Annotated in this window: 12 protein-coding genes; 7 read left to right on the top strand and 5 right to left on the bottom strand. The window is 71.8% G+C overall.

Annotated features, from left to right (window positions below):
- The first annotated feature begins 10 nt into the window (after positions 1–10).
- The 5 genes from POL72_RS46410 (at position 11) to POL72_RS46390 (ending at position 9,780) form a co-directional block, all read left to right on the top strand.
- The gene (locus POL72_RS46410) at positions 11–2,137 is read left to right on the top strand and encodes a PP2C family protein-serine/threonine phosphatase (RefSeq protein ID WP_272103394.1); all 2,127 of its coding nucleotides are present in this window, start codon (positions 11–13) and stop codon (positions 2,135–2,137) included.
- A 211-nt stretch (positions 2,138–2,348) separates the two neighbouring features.
- On the top strand, positions 2,349–2,483 hold the full coding sequence (locus tag POL72_RS46405) for a hypothetical protein (protein ID WP_272103392.1): 135 nt from the start codon (positions 2,349–2,351) through the stop codon (positions 2,481–2,483).
- A 227-nt stretch (positions 2,484–2,710) separates the two neighbouring features.
- On the top strand, positions 2,711–5,809 hold the full coding sequence (locus POL72_RS46400; protein WP_272103390.1) for an FHA domain-containing protein: 3,099 nt from the start codon (positions 2,711–2,713) through the stop codon (positions 5,807–5,809).
- A gap of 4 nt (positions 5,810–5,813) precedes the next feature.
- Positions 5,814–8,642: a TonB-dependent receptor domain-containing protein gene (locus POL72_RS46395; protein WP_272103388.1), complete on the top strand. Its 2,829-nt coding sequence runs from the start codon at positions 5,814–5,816 to the stop codon at positions 8,640–8,642.
- 1 nt (position 8,643) lies between these two features.
- Entirely contained in the window at positions 8,644–9,780 is a 1,137-nt protein-coding gene (locus POL72_RS46390) for a hypothetical protein (RefSeq protein WP_272103386.1), read from the top strand.
- 40 nt (positions 9,781–9,820) lie between these two features.
- On the opposite strand, the gene POL72_RS46385 is transcribed toward POL72_RS46390, so the two are convergent.
- The 3 genes from POL72_RS46385 to POL72_RS46375 all read right to left on the bottom strand — a co-directional run bounded on the left by POL72_RS46385 (position 9,821) and on the right by POL72_RS46375 (position 14,616).
- A complete protein-coding gene (locus POL72_RS46385; RefSeq protein ID WP_272103384.1) occupies positions 9,821–10,690 on the bottom strand; it encodes a PTS sugar transporter subunit IIA in 870 nt (289 codons plus the stop codon).
- A 4-nt stretch (positions 10,691–10,694) separates the two neighbouring features.
- Positions 10,695–12,890, bottom strand: coding sequence for a cation:proton antiporter domain-containing protein (locus POL72_RS46380; protein ID WP_272103383.1), 2,196 nt, complete (start codon positions 12,888–12,890; stop codon positions 10,695–10,697).
- A gap of 136 nt (positions 12,891–13,026) precedes the next feature.
- Positions 13,027–14,616, bottom strand: coding sequence for an SDR family NAD(P)-dependent oxidoreductase (locus tag POL72_RS46375; protein ID WP_272103381.1), 1,590 nt, complete (start codon positions 14,614–14,616; stop codon positions 13,027–13,029).
- 280 nt (positions 14,617–14,896) lie between these two features.
- Between POL72_RS46375 and POL72_RS46370 the strand changes: the two genes are divergently transcribed.
- Together POL72_RS46370 and POL72_RS46365 are read left to right on the top strand one after the other, a co-directional pair.
- A complete protein-coding gene (locus POL72_RS46370; RefSeq protein ID WP_272103379.1) occupies positions 14,897–16,075 on the top strand; it encodes a sensor histidine kinase in 1,179 nt (392 codons plus the stop codon).
- Positions 16,076–16,081: 6 nt separating this feature from the next.
- The gene (locus POL72_RS46365; protein ID WP_272103377.1) at positions 16,082–16,438 is read left to right on the top strand and encodes a response regulator; all 357 of its coding nucleotides are present in this window, start codon (positions 16,082–16,084) and stop codon (positions 16,436–16,438) included.
- Between the two features lie 27 nt (positions 16,439–16,465).
- Here POL72_RS46365 and POL72_RS46360 read toward each other — a convergent pair whose 3' ends face one another.
- Together POL72_RS46360 and POL72_RS46355 are read right to left on the bottom strand one after the other, a co-directional pair.
- Positions 16,466–17,044: a hypothetical protein gene (locus tag POL72_RS46360; RefSeq protein ID WP_272103375.1), complete on the bottom strand. Its 579-nt coding sequence runs from the start codon at positions 17,042–17,044 to the stop codon at positions 16,466–16,468.
- A gap of 128 nt (positions 17,045–17,172) precedes the next feature.
- The gene (locus POL72_RS46355; protein WP_308738145.1) at positions 17,173–20,160 is read right to left on the bottom strand and encodes a DEAD/DEAH box helicase; all 2,988 of its coding nucleotides are present in this window, start codon (positions 20,158–20,160) and stop codon (positions 17,173–17,175) included.
- Positions 20,161–20,288: the final 128 nt, after the last annotated feature.

Genomic DNA, 20,288 nt, shown 5'->3' with positions numbered 1-20,288 from the left:
ACGCCCAGCCATGATGCCCCCGACCGAGTCCTCTCCCCACCTCAAGATCGAGTTCGCCCAGGCCAGCGATGCGGGTCGGGACCCGAACAAGCAGGTCAACGAGGATTCCTGCGGCTACGCCGAGACCCAGTTCGGTTACCTGTGCGTCCTGTGCGACGGCATGGGCGGCCACTATGGCGGCAGCGAAGCGAGCCGCACCGCCATCAAGACCATCTTCGAGATGATCGAGCACACGCCGGCCGCCGTGGGCCCGAGCGGCGCGCTCAAGGCCGCGATCGAGGAAGCAGGGCGCCGCGTCTACCAGCTGGGCGGGCCGCCGGAGAACCGCGTACGGCCCGGCTCGACCGTCGTCGCGATGATCCTCCACGATCGCGGCGTCGATGTCGCGCACGTCGGCGACAGCCGCGCGTACGTGATCCGGAGCCACCAGATCTACCCCCTCACGCGCGACCACTCGATGGTGCAGGGGATGATCGACGCGGGCATGATCACGGAGGCGCAGGCGATCGGCCACCCCGACGCGAACAAGATCACACGCGCGCTCGGGATGAAGCCGGAGGTGGAGGTCGAGGTTCGACCCGAGCCGATGGAGCTCTACCCGGGAGACGTGCTGATCCAGTCGAGCGACGGGCTCACCGATCTCGTGCTCGCCGGCGACATCCTCGGGTGTACGCGGCAGGCGCTCGCGTCGGGCTCGGTCGATCACGCGTGCAGGATGCTCGTGCAGCTCGCGAACCACCGCGGTGGTCACGACAACATCACCGTGCAGATGGTCCGGGTGCTCGAGACGGGCAGCCGCTCGCTGACCATCGCGCACGGGCCGCCGGGGGCGGCTGGCCCCGGCGACGGCGCCGGCCCTGCGCGCGCTTCGCGCCCTCAGGAGACCGTCGCGATGACCCGGCCCGAGGCGGCGGCGATCGGCCAGCAGCACGCCACGAGCACGCCGCTCCCCCACGGCCATGGCGCCCCTGCGGCCGCGAGCGGCGCGGCGGCCGCGGGAAAGGCGCCGGCGCCGTACCCGGCGTCCATCAACAATGCGATCACCGTGGTCCCTACGGGCTCCTCGGACACGCCGCGCCCCGCATCCATCAACAACGCGATCACCGTGGTCCCGGCGGGTTCCATCGGCACGCCCGGGCCGCGTCCAGCGTCCACCAGCAACGCGGCGACCTCGGTCTCGTCGGGCTCCGATGACGTGCCGGCCGTCGCGCCGACGGCCACGGACAACGTGCCGGTCGTCGCGCGGACGGCCACCGACAACGTGCCGGCCGTCGCACCGCGCGCTGCCGCTGCCGCCGCTGCCCATGGCGCGCCGGCGCTTCGCCCCACCGTCGACAGCACGCCGGCCGTGAGCCCCACGGCCACCGACGAGCTGCCTCCCGTGGCGCCAGCCGCCGCCCCCATCGCGCCGGCCGTGAGCCCCACGGCCGCCGACAGCGGGTCGCCCGTGACGCCCACACCGATGGACTCCGCGCTGGCGCTTCCTCCAACCGTGCCAGGGGCCCATCCCCCGGTGGCTTACCCGAACGCGCCCGACGCACCCGCCGTGCTGTCTCCCCTCCCCCTGAGCGCTCCGGCGGCGGCTCCGATGGGCCGCGCCGCGCCACCCCAGCCTGGTTCGTTCGGGGCGGCGCCTCACCCAGGCGCCGCCTACGGCGCTCCGCCCCACCCTGGCGCCCCCTACGGCGCACCGCATCATCCTGGCGCCCCCTACGGCGCACCGCCCCCTCCTGGCGCCCCCTACGGTGCGCTGCACCCTGCTGGCGCCGCATACGGCGCTCCAACTCACGTCGGAGCCGCCTACGGTGCGCCTCTTCAAGCGACCGAGCAGGACGTCCCGCCGCCTTCGGTGGCCTTCCCGGGGCACAACCCCGCAGCGCCCGGCGGTCCCCCTGTCGCCGCCGCTCCGCCCCCGCACCTCGCGCCCGCGCCGTTGCATGCTCACGCGTACGCCGCAACCGGCCCGCGCCCCGCGCCAGCACCGAGCTTCTCCGGACCCGTGTCGTCGTCTGGGGCATCAAGCGTGCCGACCACCGTGCGCGCCCCGCGTGGCGTCTACATCGCCCTCATCGCCTCGGCCGTGGCCGTGCTCCTCGTGCTGTTCGTCTTCCTTCTCTGGAAGCTCCTCGGCAGCTGAGCGCGGAACGGAAAGGCCGCCCCACCCACCGCCATGCACGGATGAGCGGAAACAGCGGCGGACACGAGGACGCGGATCGAGCTCAGCGCAAATAAACGCGGACGCGCGGACGCGCGGACAACAGATGCGTGACGCGCAACGGTCCCGCTCGCGGAATGCGATTGAAGAAGGACCAGATTCCGGATTAGCCTAACTTTCCGGAGGTCCCTCCATGCCTGGCGACCAAGTGCTCGAGGACGGCGACGACATGGATGGCGCGCCTGAGGATCTGGAAGACGTGCCGGAGTCGACCCCTGCACCCTCTCTCGAGGAGGCCCGCGCCGGCTTCATGCTGCTCGATCTGTGACCCGCTGAACCACCTGGTTCCCGGAGGTCACGACGCTCCGCGCTGACGCTCCGTTCGTCCAGCGGGCGAGAGTCTCCCGCCGAACGGCGGCCGTCGCAGCGCGCGCGCAGACGAGCGCTCCGCTTCCGCTTCCGCGAGCGACGCCGCGCCAGCGTGGCGACAGGCGGCGCACGGCACGCGCCTCTTCCCTTGCCCTCCCCGACGGCCTGTGGTGAAACGCGGCCCGCATGATCCCGGGGCTAGGTAAACAAAGCATCACGATCGGCAGCGCCCCCACCTGCGATGTGGTGCTCGTCGCACCCGGCGTCCTGCCCGAGCACGCGCGCCTCGTCAACCAAGGGGGTGGCAAGCTGCTCTTCTCTTGCGGGCAAGGGCCGGCGTCGGCGAACGGGCGGCCCCTCTCGCCGGGGGAGCAGGTGCCGTTCGACTTCCGCACCCAGTTCGTGGTCGCGCAGACGCCGGTCCCGCTGAACCACCCGGCCATCACGCTGATGCTGGCGTCGCCGGGGAACCTCGCGCCCGCGCCCGGCCAGGTCGTGATCGGACGAGACCCCGGGCGCGCCTCCTTGGTGCTCCAGCACCCGAGCGTCTCGAGCCAGCACGCGACCGTCACGCTCGATCGCATGATGGTCATCGACCACAACTCGACGAGCGGCACGTACGTTGGCGCGCAGCGCATCGCCGCTGGCACGCCGACGCCCATCGATCCGCAAGGCGCCATCGCCTTCGGGCCCGTCCCTGTCCAGGTCAGCCTGCTCGTCCAGCTCGCCCAGGCCGCCCGGCAATCCGCGCTGCCGGCCGCCTCCGGCGCCCCGCCCGCAGCCAGCGTCCTGCCGCCACAGCCTGCCGCCGGCGGCTACGCGCCGCCGCAGCAGCCCGGCGCCGGGGGTTACGCGCCGCAGCAGCCCGGCGCCGGGGGTTATGCGCCGCCCGGCGTCGCCGGTTACGCGCCGCCGCCGCAGCCCGCGCACGCGGCGTCCTCGGTGCCCGCCGCCGGCGCGCCCGGGAGGAAGAACAAGACGGTCCTCGGCCAGCTCGACTTCTCCGGCGGCGGATCGAACGTCAAGAAGATCGGCCGCACGCCCGACAACGACATCGTGCTCGCCCACCCCCAGGTGTCGAGCCACCACGCGCTCCTGCACTCGATCAACGGGCAGCTCTACGTCGAGGATCGCGGCAGCGCCAACGGGACCTACGTCCGCGGCAACCGCATCGCGCCCGGCCAGAAGATCGCCGTGCAGAGCGGCGAGAAGATCTACATCGGGCCCATGCCCCTCCAGATCGAGATGGGGGGCGCGGGCGCCGTCGAGGTCGTCCAGGAGGAGTACTCCGCCGATCGGTGGGCAGGGCGCCCGCTCTACGAGATCGAGGCGTGGAGCCTCGCCCTCCAGGTCCCCGATCGGGACAACCCGAACGAGCAGAAGACCCTCCTCGACAACGTGTCGTTCAAGGCGCTGCCGGGCGACATGATCGCGCTCATGGGGCCGTCGGGCGCCGGCAAGACGACGCTCCTGCTCACCCTGAACGGCTACCTGCCACCGTCGAGCGGCGTCGTCCGCATCAACGGCGAGGACCTCTACAACATCTACGACACGCTCCGCGGATCCATCGGCTACGTGCCGCAGGACGATCTCGTCCACCCGGAGCTCACCGTCTTCGAGGCCGTCCGCTACAGCGCGAAGTTCCGCCTCCCGCCCGACTACACCGAGGCGGAGATCGACGCGCGCGTCGAGCAGACGATCAAGGATCTCGGCCTCGAGGGCGTCAAGAACCTCCAGATCGGCAAGCCCGAGAACAAGATCCTCTCGGGCGGGCAGCGCAAGCGCGTCAACATCGCGCTCGAGCTCGTCACCGATCCCGTCATCCTCTTCCTCGACGAGCCGACCTCGGGCCTCGCCGCCGACGACACGACCGCGCTGATCAGCCTGCTGCATGACCTCACGAAGGCCACCGGCAAGACGATCATCATGACGATCCACCAGCCGGCGAAGGACGAGTTCGAGAAGTTCAGCCACGCGCTCATCCTGGGCTACGGCGGCATCCCGATGTTCTTCGGGCCGACCCGGCCCGACGCGTACCGCTTCTTCGGCAGCTGGAAGGAGCGGCACGGCCAGCAGAACGACGTCGACAACCCGCGCGACATGTTCGAGATGCTCGCGCTCCGGGAGCGGCCCATCTTCGATCAGCTCCGCGCGCGGAACCCGAACGCGTCGCGCGGCGAGGCCAGGAAGCTGGCCGCCATCGAGTGGCGCAAGGAGTTCTTCAGCGACGGCAACCCGACGTACCGCCGGATGTACTCCGGCCGGCGCGAGATCGGCACCGGCCAGGGGCAGCGCGGCATCCCCGCCGGGCGCGCCACGACCAAGGGGCAGCTCGGCCTGCTCCTGTCGCGCTACTTCAAGGTGAAGAAGCGCGACATCGGCGGCACCCTGATCATGCTCCTCCAGGCCCCGATCATCGGCATCCTGCTCGCGATCGTCTTCGGCGGGCAGGAGAAGGCCATCCCGGCGTGGTGCCTCGGCGCGCTCCAGGAGCTCGGTCGCCGCGCGGGCGGCGCGGACAAGAGCACCGACGTCATCAAGGGCATGGAGGTCACCACCGACCACACCGCGGCGATCTTCTTCCTCGTCGTCGCCGCGGTCTGGTTCGGGACCTCGAACGCGGCGCGCGAGATCGTCAGCGAGCGGGCCATCTACCTCCGCGAGCGCATGGTCAACCTGGGGCTCGTCAACTACGTGCTCTCCAAGTACCTGCTGCTCGCCGGCTTCTGCCTCGTCCAGTGCACCGTCCTGCTGGCGATCGTGTTCTTCGCGCTCGGCTTCCACGGCGGCATGCAGGCGTTCGGCATGCAGCTCGCCGCGCTGACCGCCACCTCGCTCAGCGCCGTCGCGATGGGGCTCCTGCTCTCCACGGTGGTCGCCTCGTCCGAGGCGGCGATGGCGCTCACGCCGATCGCGCTCATCCCCCAGGTCGTGCTCGGCGGGCTCATGGTGCCGATGACGACCGTGCCGCACCTCCGGCCGCTCATGTACATCATCCCGGCGCGCTGGGGCTTCGAGGGCGCGATCGCGCCGGAGCGGCTCGCGACCGCGGAGGATCCGGCGTGGGTCATCGATCTGCACCGCACCGACACGAGCGCCGCGGACTTCATCGAGGGCGGCAAGTTCAAGTGCGCCATCGCGCAGATGGCGGCCGACAACTACGCGGGCGCGTGGGGCTTCACCACCTACGATCAGACCTGGATGCCCTATGCGGTGCTCGCCGGGATGACGTTGATCATCCTCGTCACGCTCTGCGCGGTGCTGAAGCGGCGCGATCCGGTGTGACGTCGTGACCGCGCAGGAGCCCTCCGCTTCCATCCGCATCGATGACCGGCGCGCGCGCCCGCGCGCTGACCGCAGGCCGGCCGCCGCGGTGCTCGTCTCGCTGCTCGCCGCCCTCTCGCCCTCCCCGGCGCGGGCGCAGCAGCAAGGCCAGGAGGGGCAGGCGGCGCCGCAAGCGCCCGAGGGCGGGGCGGCGGTGCCCCGAGGCCCGGGCGGCGCGATCGTCACGCCGCCTGCCTCCACGGCCGCGCCGACGGGGAAGGCGACGCCGCCGCGAGCGCTCAACTACACGCCCCCGGCGTACCCGCCGGAGGCCGAGAAGGAGGGGCGCGAAGCGTCGGTGACCCTGCAGCTCGACATCGACCGCGACGGGCGCGTGAAGCACGCCGTCGTCGTCGAGAGCGCGGGGCACGGGTTCGATGAGTCGGCGCTGGCCGCGGCCCAGAAGCTCGAGTTCGAGCCCGCCCGCCGCGCCGACGGGACCCCCGCCCCGGCCCGCATCCTGTACCGCTACTCGTTCACCCTGAAGACGGCCCCGCCGCCGGCCGCCGGCGAGCCCGCGAAGCCCGCCGAGAGCCTCCGCGGCACCGTGCTCGCCAGCGGGGGCGACGTCCCGCTCGCCGGCGCCACCGTCTCGGTCGCGCGCGTCGCCAGCGCGGGCGCAGGCTCGGGCACAGCGACGGCCGCCGCGCCGCCGGCGCTCACGACCGACGAGGGCGGCGCCTTCGCCTTCGCCGATCTGCCGCCGGGGCGCTACCAGGTCACCATCGCGGCGCCCGGCTTCGAGCCGCTCTCCGTCGAGGAGGCGCTCGCCCCCGGGGAGCAGCTCGAGGTGAAGTACCGGCTCCTGCCGCAAGGCGACGGCCTCGAGGTCACGGTCCGCGGCAAGCGGCCGCCGCGCGAGGTCACGAAGCGCACGATCGAGCAGCGCGAGATCAACCGCATCCCCGGGACGAACGGCGACGCCCTGCGCTCGCTCCAGAACCTGCCGGGCGTCGCCCGCCCGCCCGCCATCGCGGGCCTGCTCATCGTCCGCGGCTCCGGCCCGCAGGACACGCAGACCTTCGTCGACGGCACGCAGGTGCCGCTCATCTACCACTTCGGCGGCCTCTCCTCGGTCGTGCCGACCGAGATGCTGGATCGGATCGACTTCTACCCCGGCAACTTCAGCGCGAAGTACGGGCGTGTGCAGGGCGGCATCGTCGACGTCGCCCTCCGCTCGCCCAACGAGGACGGCAAGCTCCACGGCCTGGCGCAGATGGACCTCATCGACGCGCGCGTCCTGCTCGAGGGCCCCGTGCCGTTCCTCGACAACACCCGCTTCATGGTGGCAGGACGGCGGAGCTACATCGGCGAGTCGTTCGGCCCCGTGCTCGAGGCCGCGGGCGCGGGCGTCACCCAGGCGCCGGTCTATTACGACTACCAGGTCCTCCTGGAGACCGAGCCCACGCCCTCCGCGCGGCTCCGCCTCACGTTCTTCGGCTCCGACGACGCCCTCGAGCTGCTGCTCAGCGACCCGGCGCCCAACGAGCCGGCCCTCTCCGGCAACGTCGGGCTGCACACGGCGTTTCAGCGGCTCCAGGTCCGCTACGATCACGAGCTCACCGACAAGGACCGGCTCGACGGCGTGCTCGCGCTCGCGCGCGACGACGCCGATTTCGGGATCGGGCCGATCTACTTTCAGCTCGATCTCAAGACGATCTCCGGCCGCCTCGAGTACGCGCGGCGCATCTCGAAGGGCACGGTGTTCAACGCGGGGCTCGACGTCTTCGCCGGCCTCTACGCCGTGAACCTCCGCGCCCCCGGGCCGAACCGCCCCGGCGAGCCGCCGAACCAGCCGTTCTCGACGCGCACCCTCCAGGAGGTCTCGCGCGACGGCGAGTTCTTCTACCCCGCGGCGTACGCCGAGCTCGAGCTCGCCCCGACCCCCCGGGCGAAGATCGTCCCGGGCCTGCGCGTCGACTACCAGGACCTGAACCAGCAGGTCACCGTGAGCCCGCGCGTGAACGGGCGCTTCGACGTCGTCCCCGGGTTCCCGCGGACCACGGTGAAGGGCGGCCTCGGGGTGTTCCACCAGCCGCCGCAGTTCCAGGAGGTGATCCCGCCGCTCGGCAACCCCGGCCTGAAGTCGACCCGGGCGCTGCACTGGGCGGCCGGCGTCGAGCAGGAGCTGACCCGGCACATCGAGGCGTCGGCCGAGGGGTTCTACAAGCAGCTCGACGAGCTCGTCGTCGGCGTGAACCGGCCCGGGACGATCCAGCTCGACTACCAGAACGTCGGATCGGGCAGGGTCATCGGCGGCGAGTTCCTGCTCAAGTACAAGCCCGACGATCGCTTCTTCGGCTGGGCCGCGTACACGCTGTCCCGCAGCACGCGGGTGCCGGAGCCCGGCGAGCCGGAGCGGCTCGTCTCGTTCGATCAGACCCACATCCTGACGGTGCTCGGCAGCTACCGCCTGGGCGACGGCTGGGAGTTCGGCGCCCGGTTCCGCCTCGTCTCCGGCAACCTGGTCACGCCCAACGTGTGCAACGTCAACGAGCAGAGCTGCGACCCGTACCGCACCAACGCGCTCTTCTACGCGCCCACCGGGACCTATACCCCCATCCCGTTCTCCGGCCCGAACAGCGAGCGGCTCCCGGCGTTCCACCAGCTCGATCTGCGCCTGGACAAGACGTGGAAGTTCAAGACCTGGCGGCTCGCGGCCTACCTCGACGTGCAGAACGTCTACAACAACGCGAACAGCGAGGCGATTCAGTACAATTACAACTACACAGCCCGTCAGTACGTCACGGGGCTGCCCATCCTGCCGAGCTTCGGGATGCGAGGAGAGTTCTGAGATGCGCGGGGCGCAGGCGATGAACGGCGCGGCGAAGCGCGAGCGTCCCGAGCGCCGCGGGCGCCGGTGGCGGCGCGCGGTGCTCGGGACGCTCGCGCTCGCGGCGATCGCGTCGCCGGCGATCGCCTCGGGGTGCGTCGCGGGTTTCGATCCGCCGAGCCTCGTGGGCGGGCTCCGCGTCTTCGCGGTGGTCGCCGACAAGCCGTACGCCAACCCCGGAGACCAGGTCACCTTCCGGATCCACTACCAGGACGGGCTGGGCGGCCCCGAGGACGGGTCGCGCCCGGTCTCGGTCTACTGGTTCGGCGGGTGCGAGAACCCGATCGGGGACGACTACTACGGCTGCTACGCGCAGCTCGAAGGCATCACCTCGGAGCTCGAGGCGTGGGTGGAGCGAGGCGACCCGACGGTCCCGCTGCCCGCCCTCAACGGCGTGCGCCCCGGCTTCGGGGACACGTACACGATCACGATCAGCGACGACATCCTCACCGGCCGCACGGCGCCCGCCACGGGGGGTCCGGCCTCCGGGAGCGCGTACGTCTTCTTCGTCGCTTGCACCGGGGAGCTCGGTCTCGTGGAGGATCAGGGCACCGGCCGCGCCGGGACGTTCCCCGTCGCGTGCTTCAAGGACGGGCGCCGGCTCGGCCCGGACAGCTTCGTGCCCGGCTACACGCAGATCTACGCCTTCCAGGGGGGTCGCGCGAACGCGAACCCGGAGGTGCAGGGGCTCACGCTCGACGGCGAGCCCATGCCAGAGGACTTCGCCGACATCCCCACCGTCCCGCGCTGCCGCGTGAGCGCGGAGGCGCGGCGCGAGGCCGGCTGCAGCGCGGAGGATCCGTTCGTCGAGTGCGCGGCCTACGAGCTCGACGCGATCGTCGATCCCGAGGTGGCCGAGGACGATCCCAGCGCGCAGCAGCAGGCGCTGAAGGAGATCGTCTGGGTCGATTACTTCGCCGATCTGGGCGATCTCGATGGGGGCATCAAGCTCGTGAGCGACGCGAACGAGGGGTACATCGGCGATCACGCCGTGAAGTGGATCCCGCCGGCCGAGCCGGGCGTCGCCACGATCACCGCGGTCCTGCGCGACGCGCGCGGAGGCTCGTCCGTCGTGCAGCGCCTCGTCCGCGTCGAGTGACGGCGGCCCCCTCCGGCCGCGCGCGGCGGGACCGCCGCGGTCAGCCGCAGCCCGCTTCGATCTGCGAGAGCTGGTCGATGAGCTGCGCGGGGTCGCGCGCGGCGCACAGCGCGTCGGCGGCGCCGAGGCTGGCGAGCCTGGCCGCCTGGGCGAGCAGCTCGAGGTGCGCGCGTCCCCCCTCGCCGCAGACGAGGACGACGAACAGCCGGAGCGGGGCGCCGCCCGGCGTCGGCACCGCGAGCGGCTGGGCCAGCGTCGCGAGCACGGCCGCCTGGCCCGCGCCGGGGACGATCGCGTGCGGGACCGCGACGCCGTTGCCGAGCGCCGTGGGCGACTCGAGCTCGCGCCGCAGGATCTCCTGGGCGAGCGCGCTCGCCGCGAGCGCGCCGCCGGGGGGCGCGAGCCGGGACGCCGCGACGTCGATGACGTCCTCGATGTCCGCGCACGAGAGCTGCAGCACGACGCGCTCGGGCGTGAGCAGCCCGCTGAGCCGCCGCGCGGGCGCCCCCCCGAAGGCCGCGCTCGCCGGGAACTCGGCGTCGATGAACGCCTTGACGCGCGCGAGCTGCGGGCCGCTGAGGTTGCGCCGCGCGAGCTCCGCGCAGAGCGCCTTCGCCGACGGGACGCGCTCGAGGTAGCGCGAGACGAGCGGCTCGACCTGGTGGCCGAGCTCGAGGAGCACCGCCGGCGGGAGCTCGAGCGCGCCCGCGATCGCCGTGAGCCGGTCGGGCGTGGGGATGGCGTCGTGCCCGTGCTCGACGCGGCTCAGGTAGGCGCTGGAGACGCCGATGCGGTGCGCGAGCGCTCGCAGGCTCAGGCCCGCCTCGACGCGGAGGAGCCGCAGCGCGGCCCCGAACTCGGCGACCGCGCGGGCGCGCGCGGCGCCGTCAGCGTCGGACATCGCTGGCATGGGATCAGGATCGATCGGGCTCGACCGCGAGGGCGGTCGAGAGGATCTGCGGGGCGGGCGCCGGGGCCGGCGCGCGCGCGGTGGCGGGCTCGTGGCTGCGCACGACGAGCAGCGAGGTCGGGCACCCCTGGATGATGTGCTCGGCGCGGATGCCGAACCGGCGCTGCGCGAGGCCCCACTCGGGCCCGACGCCGACGAGGACGAGATCGTAGCCGCGCTTCGCCTCCTCGAGGGCCGCGTCCGCGGGGGAGTCGTGCTCGACCACCTTGAGCACCACCTTGGACTTCTGCAGCGCGCCGCCCTCCTCGCCCTCGAACACCTCGTCGACCGCCTGCTGCGCGCCGAGCGTGTCGTCGGACCTGCGCTTCGGCTTGACCACGTGGAGGATGGTGACGTCGGCGCCGATCTGCTGCGCGAGCCGGCGGGCCAGCGAGAGCGCCGCCCTGTCGTGCAACGTGCCGTGGAACGGCACGAGCAGCTTGCGGACCGCGGCGAGCCCGCGATCGATGAGCACGCCGACGTCGGTGTGGGCGCCGCGCATGACCTCGTAGACGGTGCCGCCGAGCACCGTCTGGCTGAGCAGCGGCTTGTGCCACCCGACGAGCACGAGGTCGGCCTGCTTCACGTCGGCGACGTTGCAGATGTCGTGGCTCGGCTTGGGCGAGACGAAGGAGAGCGGCCGGACCTCGGCGCCCAGCTCCTTGGCCCGCGACAGGAGCGGCGCCAGCGCGGCCGCCCCCTGCCGCTCGGGCCCTTGGTCGAGGTAGAACGAGCCGCGATCGGTCGGCGGGATGAGGCGCAGGGCGTAGAGGCGCCTCGCCTCGGGTCCGCTGCCCGCGAGCGCGCTCGCGAGCGTCACCATGCCGGGGCCGGAGCGCTCGTACGAGACGCACATGAGCACGGTGAACACGTCCGCCGCGACGGGGAGCGGCGTGCGCTCCGGCACGTCGGCGAGCTCCTTCGCGAGCTCCTCCGGCGGGTAGATCCAGCGCAGGAGCGGCGTGGTCATGAAGGTGGTGACCAGCGCCATGAGCACCATCATCGTGAACAGCTTGGGGGAGATGATGCCCAGATCGAGCCCGAGGTTCAGGACGATGAGCTCCATCAGGCCGCGGGTGTTCATCAGGATGCCGAGCGCGCTGGCCTCCCGCCAGCTCTGGCCGGTGAAGCGGGCGGCCACGGCGCTGCCGCCGAACTTGCCGAGGCAGGCGATCACGATGATGAGGCCGCACATCACCCAGCCGTCGGCCGAGTTGAGCAGCCCGATGTGCGTGCGCAGGCCGCTGTAGGCGAAGAACAGCGGGAGCAGGAAGACCACGGCGAAGTCCTCGAGCTTCTCGGCGAGGCTCTTCGCGAAGCCGGTGCCCTTCGGCATGATCGCGCCGAGCATGAAGGCCCCGAACAGCGGGTGGATGCCGATCATCTCGGTCATCCAGCTCGACACGATGAGCAGGAGGAACGTGACGGCGACGAGGTCCTGCGAGAGCCCTTCCTTGCTGGAGCCGCGCTCGCCGAGCCGGACGAGGAAGGGGCGGACAAGGAACAGCATGCCGGCGATGTAGGCGACGGCGAAGACGGTGGTCCAGACGGCGCCCACGAGGCCCGTGGCACGCGCGATCGAGACGACGAACGCGAGGATGCACCAGGCGGTCACGTCGTCGACGGCGGCGCACGTGATGGTGAGGGCGCCGACCTTCGTTCCCAGCAGGCGCCGCTCGGTGAGGATGCGCGCGAGCACCGGGAACGCCGTGATGCTCATCGCCACGCCCATGAACAGCGTGAACGACGAGAACGGGACGGAGCTGTCGGAGAGCCGCGGGTACAGGTAGAGCGCGAGCAGCCCGCCCAGCGCGAACGGCACGACGATGCTCGTGTGGCTGATGATGACCGAGGCGTGGCCGCGCCCGCGCAGGAGCTTCGGGTCGAGCTCCAGCCCGATGAGGAACATGAAGACGATGAGGCCGACCTCGCTCACCAGCTTCAGGAGCGGCAGCGACTCCTTGGCGAACAGGACCGCCGACGCATCGGGAAAGAGCCAGCCGAACAGCGACGGGCCGAGCAGGATGCCCGCCGTCACCTCGGCGACGACCATCGGCTGCTCCATCCGGCGGGCCACCATGCCCACGAGCCGCGCGCAGGCGATGATCAGGAACGCCTGGATGAGGAAGCGGGCCAGCGAGTTGTGGATCAGAATCTCCATTGGGAGCGCTCCCTCCTGGTGGTAAGTGTTAAGTTATCGCTTATCAGCGGGCTCTCTCGGCTGTCAAGAAAGGATCCGCAGGATCGAGCGGCCTCAACAGCCCACGAAGGAGCAGCGCGCCGGGCGCGGGCGGCGCCTACCAGTCGGTCGGCATGTAGTCTTTGAAGAACTGGCCGTACGCGTGCTGGCCGCTGAGCAGCCCGGAGAAGATGGGGTCGCAGATGCGAGCGGCGCCGTCGACGATATCGAGCGGCGGGTGAAAGCCGTGCTCCTCGAGCTTGCGGGCGGCGAGCGCCGCGGGGTCCTCGTCGGTGACCCACCCGGTATCGACGCTGTTCATGAAGATGCCGTCCTTCGCATAATCGGGCGCGGACGTGCGTGTCATCATGTTGAGCGCGGCTTTCGCCATGTTGGTGTGAGGGTGCCTGTCCGTCTTGTAACGGCGGTAGAACTGCCCCTCCATCGCCGAGACGTTGACGATGTGCCTGTCGAACGTGGGCCGTCGCATCATGAGCGGCTTCAGCCGGGAGTTCAGGACGAAGGGGGCGACCGCGTTGACGAGCTGCACCTCGAGCATCTCGACGGTCGGGACCTCGGCGAGCGTGAGCCGCCAGCTGTTCAGCGTCCGGAGATCGACCTGCTGGAGATCGGCGTCGTAGCGCCCCTTGGGGAAGAGCAGCTCGTCGAGGCGCTCGTCGCCCGGCGCCGGGATCTGGGAGAGCAAGGCGGGCTCGCGCAGGCCCGCGGTGGGGTCGGCGCCGGCGACGAGGGGGAGCGTGCCGCACGCGCGGAGCGCGTCGTACTCGCGGAGCGGGGGCTGAGCGCCCTGCGGGAGGGTGTGGACGGGCGCGGTCTCGCCCTCGATGAGGTGGCCGTAGAAGCCCGGCGGTCGCCGCACGGTCTGACAGGCGTTGTTGATGATGAAATCGAGCCGGTCGAGCGTGTGGAGGAGGTGGCGCGTGAAGAGCTCGACGCTCGGGGTGTGTCGGAGATCGAGGCCGTAGATCGCGACCCGTGATCCCCAGGCGTCGAAGTCGCGCTCCGCCGAGAAGCGGCGAGCGGCGTCGTGCGGGAAGCGGGTCGTGACGATCACCCGCGCGCCGGCGCGGAGGAGCAGGATCGCCGCCTGATAACCGATCTTGACGCGGGCGCCCGTCACGAGCGCGACGCGGCCGTCGAGCGGAGCGGTCTGGCTGCGTTTGCCGTAGTTGAAGTCGCCGCAGGCGGCACACATCGCGTCGTAGAAGAAGTGGACCCTGCGGAACTCGGCCTTGCAGACATAACACTTGCGCGGCCGCGCGAGCTCCGGCGCGCCGGGCTCGGGCGACGGCTCGGGCTCCTCGGCGGGCCCGGGCGGCGGCGCGGGCTCCTCGGCGGGGTCGGCCCATGACAGCGGGGGCGCGACCGGGGCGAGCGCGTCCGGCGTGCGGAACACCGGCTCTCGGCGGGCGACGCGGATGCCGACCGCATCGAGCAGGGCGGCGTCGGCGGACCTCTGCGCGTGCCGGTCGCGCTTGCGGAACGCCCTGGCGAGCTCTCGCTGCTCGGCGCGCTCGGGGCGCGAGACGCGGCCGGCGGCCAGGAGAAGCCGGCGGCGGTCCTCGGCGCTGATGGAGGCGAGCTCCGCGCGATCGAGGGCCAAGGCCTCGAGCACCTTGAGGCAAACGTCGAGATCGGCGGCAGTGAACGGCCGGCCTGCGCCGGCGGCTTCGCGGTCGGGACTCATCGAAGCGTGCGTGCATAGCACGCGGGAGACCGCGCGCGAACCGCAGCGGCCCTTCGGGTCCTGCCGGCACCGCCGCTGGCCGCGGCGCGCCTCGCCTCGCCTCGCCTCGGCCTCGCCCAGAGCGCCCGCGCCCAGAGCGCCGCCGACGAGCCCCGCGCGTCGCGTCCTGTTCGCCAGCTGAGGATTGTACACTACGTTCGTACATCGTCCTGAGCCCTCGGAAACTCCAGCAGAGGATCTTATGCTCGAGTCGCCACACAGTCTGTTCGCGACGGAATTCATGCCCCATGGCCATTGCTACTTCTGGCAGCCGGGCATGGTCTGGCTGCAGGTCATCACCAACCTGGCGATCGGCTTCGCCTACCTCTCGATCTCCCTGACCCTCGCCCATCTGGTCCGGCGTATCCGGGACATCCCCTTCCGGTGGGTGTACCTCGCGTTTGGCACCTTCATCGTTGCCGGTGGATTCACGCACTTCATGGATGTGTGGGTCATCTGGCAGCCGTTGTACTGGCTGGATGGGGCCATCCGGGCCATCACGGCGATCGCCTCCGTCGGCACCGCCATCCTGCTCTTTCCGCTGCTCCCCAGGGCGGCGGCGCTGGCGGCAGCCGCGCGCGTCACACGCGAGCACGAGCTCCGCAGGGAGGAGCTGAATCGCCAGCTCTCGGCGCTCTACGAGGAGCAGAAGCTCGCGGCCGAGGAGCGCGAGGTGATGCTCCAGCAGGCGCGAGAGGCCGTGAGGGCGCGAGAGATCTTCCTCGCCGTCGCGGCCCATGAGCTCAAGACGCCGATCACGCCGCTGCGCGCCGAGGTGGAGAGCGTGCTGCGCGCGGCGCGCGCCGCGCGCGCAGACCGCCTCACGCCCGAGCGCCTGGTCATCAAGCTATCGGTCGTGGAGCGGCAGATCGATCGCCTGGAGCGGCTCGTCTCCGACCTGCTCGACGTCTCGCGCATCGCCGCTGGACGGATCGAGCTTCAGATACAGGAGGTCGACCTCGCGGAGGTCGTGTGCGAGGTGGTCGAGCAGCACAAATACGACCTCACCAGGAACTCGATGTCCCTCCAGCTCGCCGCCGACGCCACGGGCGGCTGGGATCGCAGGCGGCTCGACCAGGTAGTGAACAACCTCCTCACGAATGCCCTCAAGTACGGTCGTGGGCGTCCGATCACGATCACCGTATGGGCGAATGATTCACGCGCCTGGCTCACGATCACGGACCAGGGCATCGGCATCGCGCCCGACCAGCAGGCCATCATCTTCAACCAGTTCGAGCGCGCGGTCTCGGAGCGGCACTACGGCGGGCTCGGCCTCGGGCTGTGGATCGTGCGGCAGGTCGTCGGGGCGATGGGAGGGACGGTGTCCGTCGCGAGCGAACCTGACGTCGGCTCGACCTTTACTGTGGAGTTGCCTCGACGACGTGGAAACATCGATGACGCCGAGACGAAATCCCCTTAAGCTGACATGATGAAGCACATCCTGTTGGTGGAGGACAACGAGGATATTCAGCTCTCTCTCCGCGACGCGCTCGAGGAAGACGGTGCTTACAGCGTCGTGACGGCCGGAAATGGAGCGGAGGCGCTCGCGCTGCTCGAGCGCGGCGAGCGGCCGAACATGATGCTCGTCGACCTCTTGATGCCCGTCATGGACGGTGTGGAGTTGATCGACCGGATGCGGCGCGACGCGCGGTTCGCTGGCATCCCGGTCGTCGTCCTGTCAGCCGCATCGATCACGTCCCCGCCACCCGGAACGCCGTTGCTCAGGAAGCCGATCCGCTACGAAGCCCTCCTTGGAGCGGTCCAGAAGGCGTGCGGTTGCTGAGAGCGGTGCGCTCGCGCGCTGAGGGCGCTACTTGGCGGCGGGCTCGTAGGGGCAGGGAGCGCCGCCTTCTCCGGTCTCGGCGAGGGCGCCCGTCGAAGGATCGATGGTGAGCGTGGTCGGGAAAGGGTGAGCGCCCGGCCCCTGCGAAGCTTCGGAGACCGAGAGCAGGAGGGTCCTGTCGGAGCGCTTGAACGCCCCTTTGCGATGGACGATGCCCGACCAGATGCACGCCACCTTCGGCGGGCAGGGGGAGACGCGATCCTCGGCGGCGAAGCTGCCGTCCCTCGCGAAGGAGAGCAGGCGCTCGTACTTCCGCGGACCGCACGCGGCGGAGCTCCACGTGCCGAACAGGGCTTCTTCGCTGGACGCGGTGGTCGAGGTCCGCGCTGTCGTGGCCGGCGCTTGCGTCGTCGCGGCGGTGACCGTGGCCGAGGCGTGCGGCGCGGGCGTGACCGGCGCCGCGGTGGAAGCGGTGGAAGCGGTGGAAGACAGCGCGGAGGGCCCCACGGGAGACGACGGCTCCGGCGCCGGCTCACGCGGACCGTTGACGGTGCACGCAGCGAGCGGCGCCAGCAGCGCGGCGAGGGGGAGGATGAATGTTCGCATCACACCCGCTCATCCCATGGCGGCTCAAGGCGCGCAACGCGTGCACCGCCAGAGGCCGGGGCGATACGCCCGGCCCGCGAGCGGCGACACCATGGGGAGCGCCAGGCGCCGACCGCGATCGATGTGCGCTACCCCAGCAGCGCGAGCAGATCGTCCCGCGTCAGCGAGGCCGCCCTGTCCGCCTCGCCCAGCGCGGCGCCCGCGATGGCGCGCTTCCGCTCCTGCAGCGCGAGGATCCCCTCCTCCACCGTGTCCTTCGCGACGAGCCGGTGGACCATCACCGGCCGGTGCTGCCCGATACGGTGGGCCCGATCGGCCGCCTGATCTTCGACCGCCGGGTTCCACCAGGGATCGAGCAGGAAGACGTGATCCGCCGCGGTCAGGTTCAGGCCGGTGCCGCCCGCCTTCAGCGAGATGAGCATCACCGGGGGGCCGCCCGCGGACTGGAACGCCGTGACCACCCCGGCGCGATCGCGCGTCCCGCCGTCGAGGCGGCTCCACGGGATCCCCGCCGCGACGAGGTGCGGCTCGACGAGGTCGAGCAGCGAGGTCCACTGCGAGAACACGAGCGCCTTGTGGCCGTCGGCGACGCACTCCTCGAGCGCCTCGATCAGCCGCGTCACCTTGGAGGAGGGCGCGGTCCGCGCCGCCTGCGCCGCGCCGCCGGCGCTCGAGCCCGGGATCAGCGCCGGATGGCAGGCCGCCTGGCGCAGGCGGAGCAGCGCCTCCAGCGCCGCCATGACGCTCGCCCCCTCCGCGAGCTTCTCCACCACGTCCTTGCGGGTGGCCGCGCGCACCGCATCGTAGAGCTCGCGCTCGGCCTCCTCGAGCTCGCAGTAGAGCACCATCTCCGAGCGCGGCGGCAGCTCCGGCGCCACCTCGCCCTTCAGCCGCCGCAGCACGAAGGGGCGGATCTTCTGCCGCAGCTCGGCCGCGGCGCCCTGCACGCCCTCGGCGATCGGCCGGCCGTAGCGCTCCTGGAAGGCGCTCCGCCCGCCGAGAAGGCCGCGGTTCGTGAAGTGGAGCAGGCTCCAGAGCTCCTCGAGCCGGTTCTCGACCGGCGTGCCGCTGAGCGCCACGCGCAGCTCGGCGCGGAGCGCGAACGCCGCGCGCGCCGCCTGACTGTCGGGGTTCTTGATCGCCTGCGCCTCGTCGAGCACCACCGCCTCCCAGGCCTGCGCCGCGAGCAGCTCGGCGTCGTTGCGGAGCACGGCGTACGTCGTCAGCGTGATGTCGGCCGCAGGATCGATCGTGCGCCGCGTGCCGTGGTAGACAGCGAACCGGAGGCCCGGGCGGAAGCGCCGGATCTCGTCGGCCCAGTTGTGGACGACGCTGCGCGGGCAGACGACGAGCGTCCGGCCGCGCAGCGCGCAGAGCGTCTGCAGCGTCTTGCCGAGCCCCATGTCGTCGGCGAGCACCGCGCCGAGGCCGGCGTCGCGCAGGAACGACAGCCAGTCGACGCCGCGGCGCTGGTACGGGCGCAGCGTCGCGGTCAGGTCGGCGGGCAGCGGCGCCTCCGGGAGCGACGCGAAGCCGTCGAGCAGCGGCATGAGCCTGTCGAAGCCCGACGGGCGCGGGTACTCGATCTCGTCGCACAGCGCGGCCAGCGCCGGGAGCGCCGCGGGCGGCACCTCCTTGTCTTCGCGCCGCGCCGCGAGCAGATCGGCGACGCGCGCGCCGTACTTCTCGAGCCACGCGGAGGGCAGCGGCGCCCACCCGCCGTCGAGGAGCGGCACGAGCGGCAGGCCGTCCTGCCACGCCCGGATCACGGCGGTCGCGTCCGCGCGCTTCGTGGGCGCGCCGGCGCCGTCGCGCTCGTCATCGTCCTGCCCCGACGAGAGCTCGAACTCGACGTCGAAGGCCCGGTCGTGGATGACGAAGCGCGGCACGAGCGCGGCCTTGCCGAAGATCTCGCCGCGCGCGTCCGCGAAGGCGCGGGCGTCCCACGACTCGAGGCGCGAGGCGAAGCGGATCGCCTCGACGCCGTCGAAGTCGACCCGACGGCCCGGGATGAGGTGGAGCTCGTCGCGCAACCGGACGAGCAGCATGCGCTCCGCGGCCTCGTCGCGGACGGGCACGGCGCCGGACAGGTGCACGAGCCGGCCGTTCTCGATGCGCGCCTCCGGCGGATCGCCGTACACGAGGCTGGGCACGACGGAGAGCGTGTGCTCCTTCTGGCTGAGCTCCAGGAGGATCCGCGGCCGGGACGCGCCGCCCGCGCGGGGCAGGCGCTGGCTCTGGACGGTGACCGGGACGCGCTTGGTCAGCTCCGGCAGGACGCCGGTCACCAGCTTGCCGAGGTCCCCCCGCGAGAACACCCGCCGGAGCGGCAGCCGCTCGAGCTTCGGCCCCGTGAGGTCCGTCTCCCGGAGCAGGTGCAGCGTGCCGCCGCACCGCACGACACCCGACGCGATCACCTCGTCGACGCGCGGGTCCCGCTCCACGACGAGCGCCGCGCCGTCGTCGTGATCGCGCACCGTCGCGCGGGGGCCGATCGCCTCGCTGGAGATGCGCACGGGCGCGCCGTCGAGCTCCACGTCCGCGACGCCCGCCAGCGCCGCGAAGAGCTCGGGCTGGCGATCCGAGGGGAAATAGCCGTGCTGCTTCGTGCCCACGAGCCGGTCGATCGCCAGGTCCTCGTGCGTCGGGTAGAGCTCGGGCAGCCTCGGCCCCGGCCGCTCCGGGCTCGCTGGAGCCCTCACGGCGCGGCCAACGAGGCTGGCGAGCGAGATCCGGAGCGGCTCCTCGGCGCCGCTCGCGTGCACGATCATCCGCTCGAGCGCGAGCACGAGCCCCTTGCGCCGGAGCCGGTACCGCAGCCGCGCCGGCGGCGGCGCCGCGGCGATCGCGCCGCCTTGCGCGGCCGGCTGTCCCTGCGCCCTCGGCTGGCCCTGCGCCGATGGCTGCCCCTGCGCCGCCGGCTGGCCCTGCGCCGCCGGCTCGTCCTGCGCCGATGGCTGGCCCTGCGCGACCGGTTGCGAGAGCGACAGCGTCGCCGCGACAGCGTGCGCGCAGGGATCGATTTTTCCACCGCAGTCGCACGTCCACTCGGCGTCCGCTGGGTAGAGGGTGACGGTGGGTGCGACGGGCTGCCCGGCCGCCTTGATGCGGACCACGATGGTATCGCCGCGATCCTCGCGTCCGAAGGCAGCGCCCTCACGGGCGAGCTTGACGCCCTGGGACCAGAGGCCCGGAAGACAGGCTTTTCTGATGGCTTCGAGAAGACCCTGCACTGAGACTCCAG

This window comes from Sorangium aterium (genome assembly GCF_028368935.1).
Taxonomy (GTDB): Bacteria; Myxococcota_A; Polyangia; order Polyangiales; family Polyangiaceae; genus Sorangium; species Sorangium atrum.
This window is presented reverse-complemented; position numbering and strand designations above follow the sequence as displayed.

What these genes read in the sequence shown, in the direction of transcription:
- POL72_RS46410 (WP_272103394.1), top strand. Translation starts at nt 11, where the DNA reads ATGATGCCCCCGACCGAGTCCTCTCCCCACCTCAAGATCGAGTTCGCC.
- POL72_RS46405 (WP_272103392.1), top strand. Translation starts at nt 2,349, where the DNA reads ATGCCTGGCGACCAAGTGCTCGAGGACGGCGACGACATGGATGGCGCG.
- POL72_RS46400 (WP_272103390.1), top strand. Translation starts at nt 2,711, where the DNA reads ATGATCCCGGGGCTAGGTAAACAAAGCATCACGATCGGCAGCGCCCCC.
- POL72_RS46390 (WP_272103386.1), top strand. Translation starts at nt 8,644, where the DNA reads ATGCGCGGGGCGCAGGCGATGAACGGCGCGGCGAAGCGCGAGCGTCCC.
- POL72_RS46385 (WP_272103384.1), bottom strand. Translation starts at nt 10,690, where the DNA reads ATGCCAGCGATGTCCGACGCTGACGGCGCCGCGCGCGCCCGCGCGGTC.
- POL72_RS46380 (WP_272103383.1), bottom strand. Translation starts at nt 12,890, where the DNA reads ATGGAGATTCTGATCCACAACTCGCTGGCCCGCTTCCTCATCCAGGCG.
- POL72_RS46375 (WP_272103381.1), bottom strand. Translation starts at nt 14,616, where the DNA reads ATGAGTCCCGACCGCGAAGCCGCCGGCGCAGGCCGGCCGTTCACTGCC.
- POL72_RS46370 (WP_272103379.1), top strand. Translation starts at nt 14,897, where the DNA reads ATGCCCCATGGCCATTGCTACTTCTGGCAGCCGGGCATGGTCTGGCTG.
- POL72_RS46365 (WP_272103377.1), top strand. Translation starts at nt 16,082, where the DNA reads ATGATGAAGCACATCCTGTTGGTGGAGGACAACGAGGATATTCAGCTC.
- POL72_RS46360 (WP_272103375.1), bottom strand. Translation starts at nt 17,044, where the DNA reads ATGCGAACATTCATCCTCCCCCTCGCCGCGCTGCTGGCGCCGCTCGCT.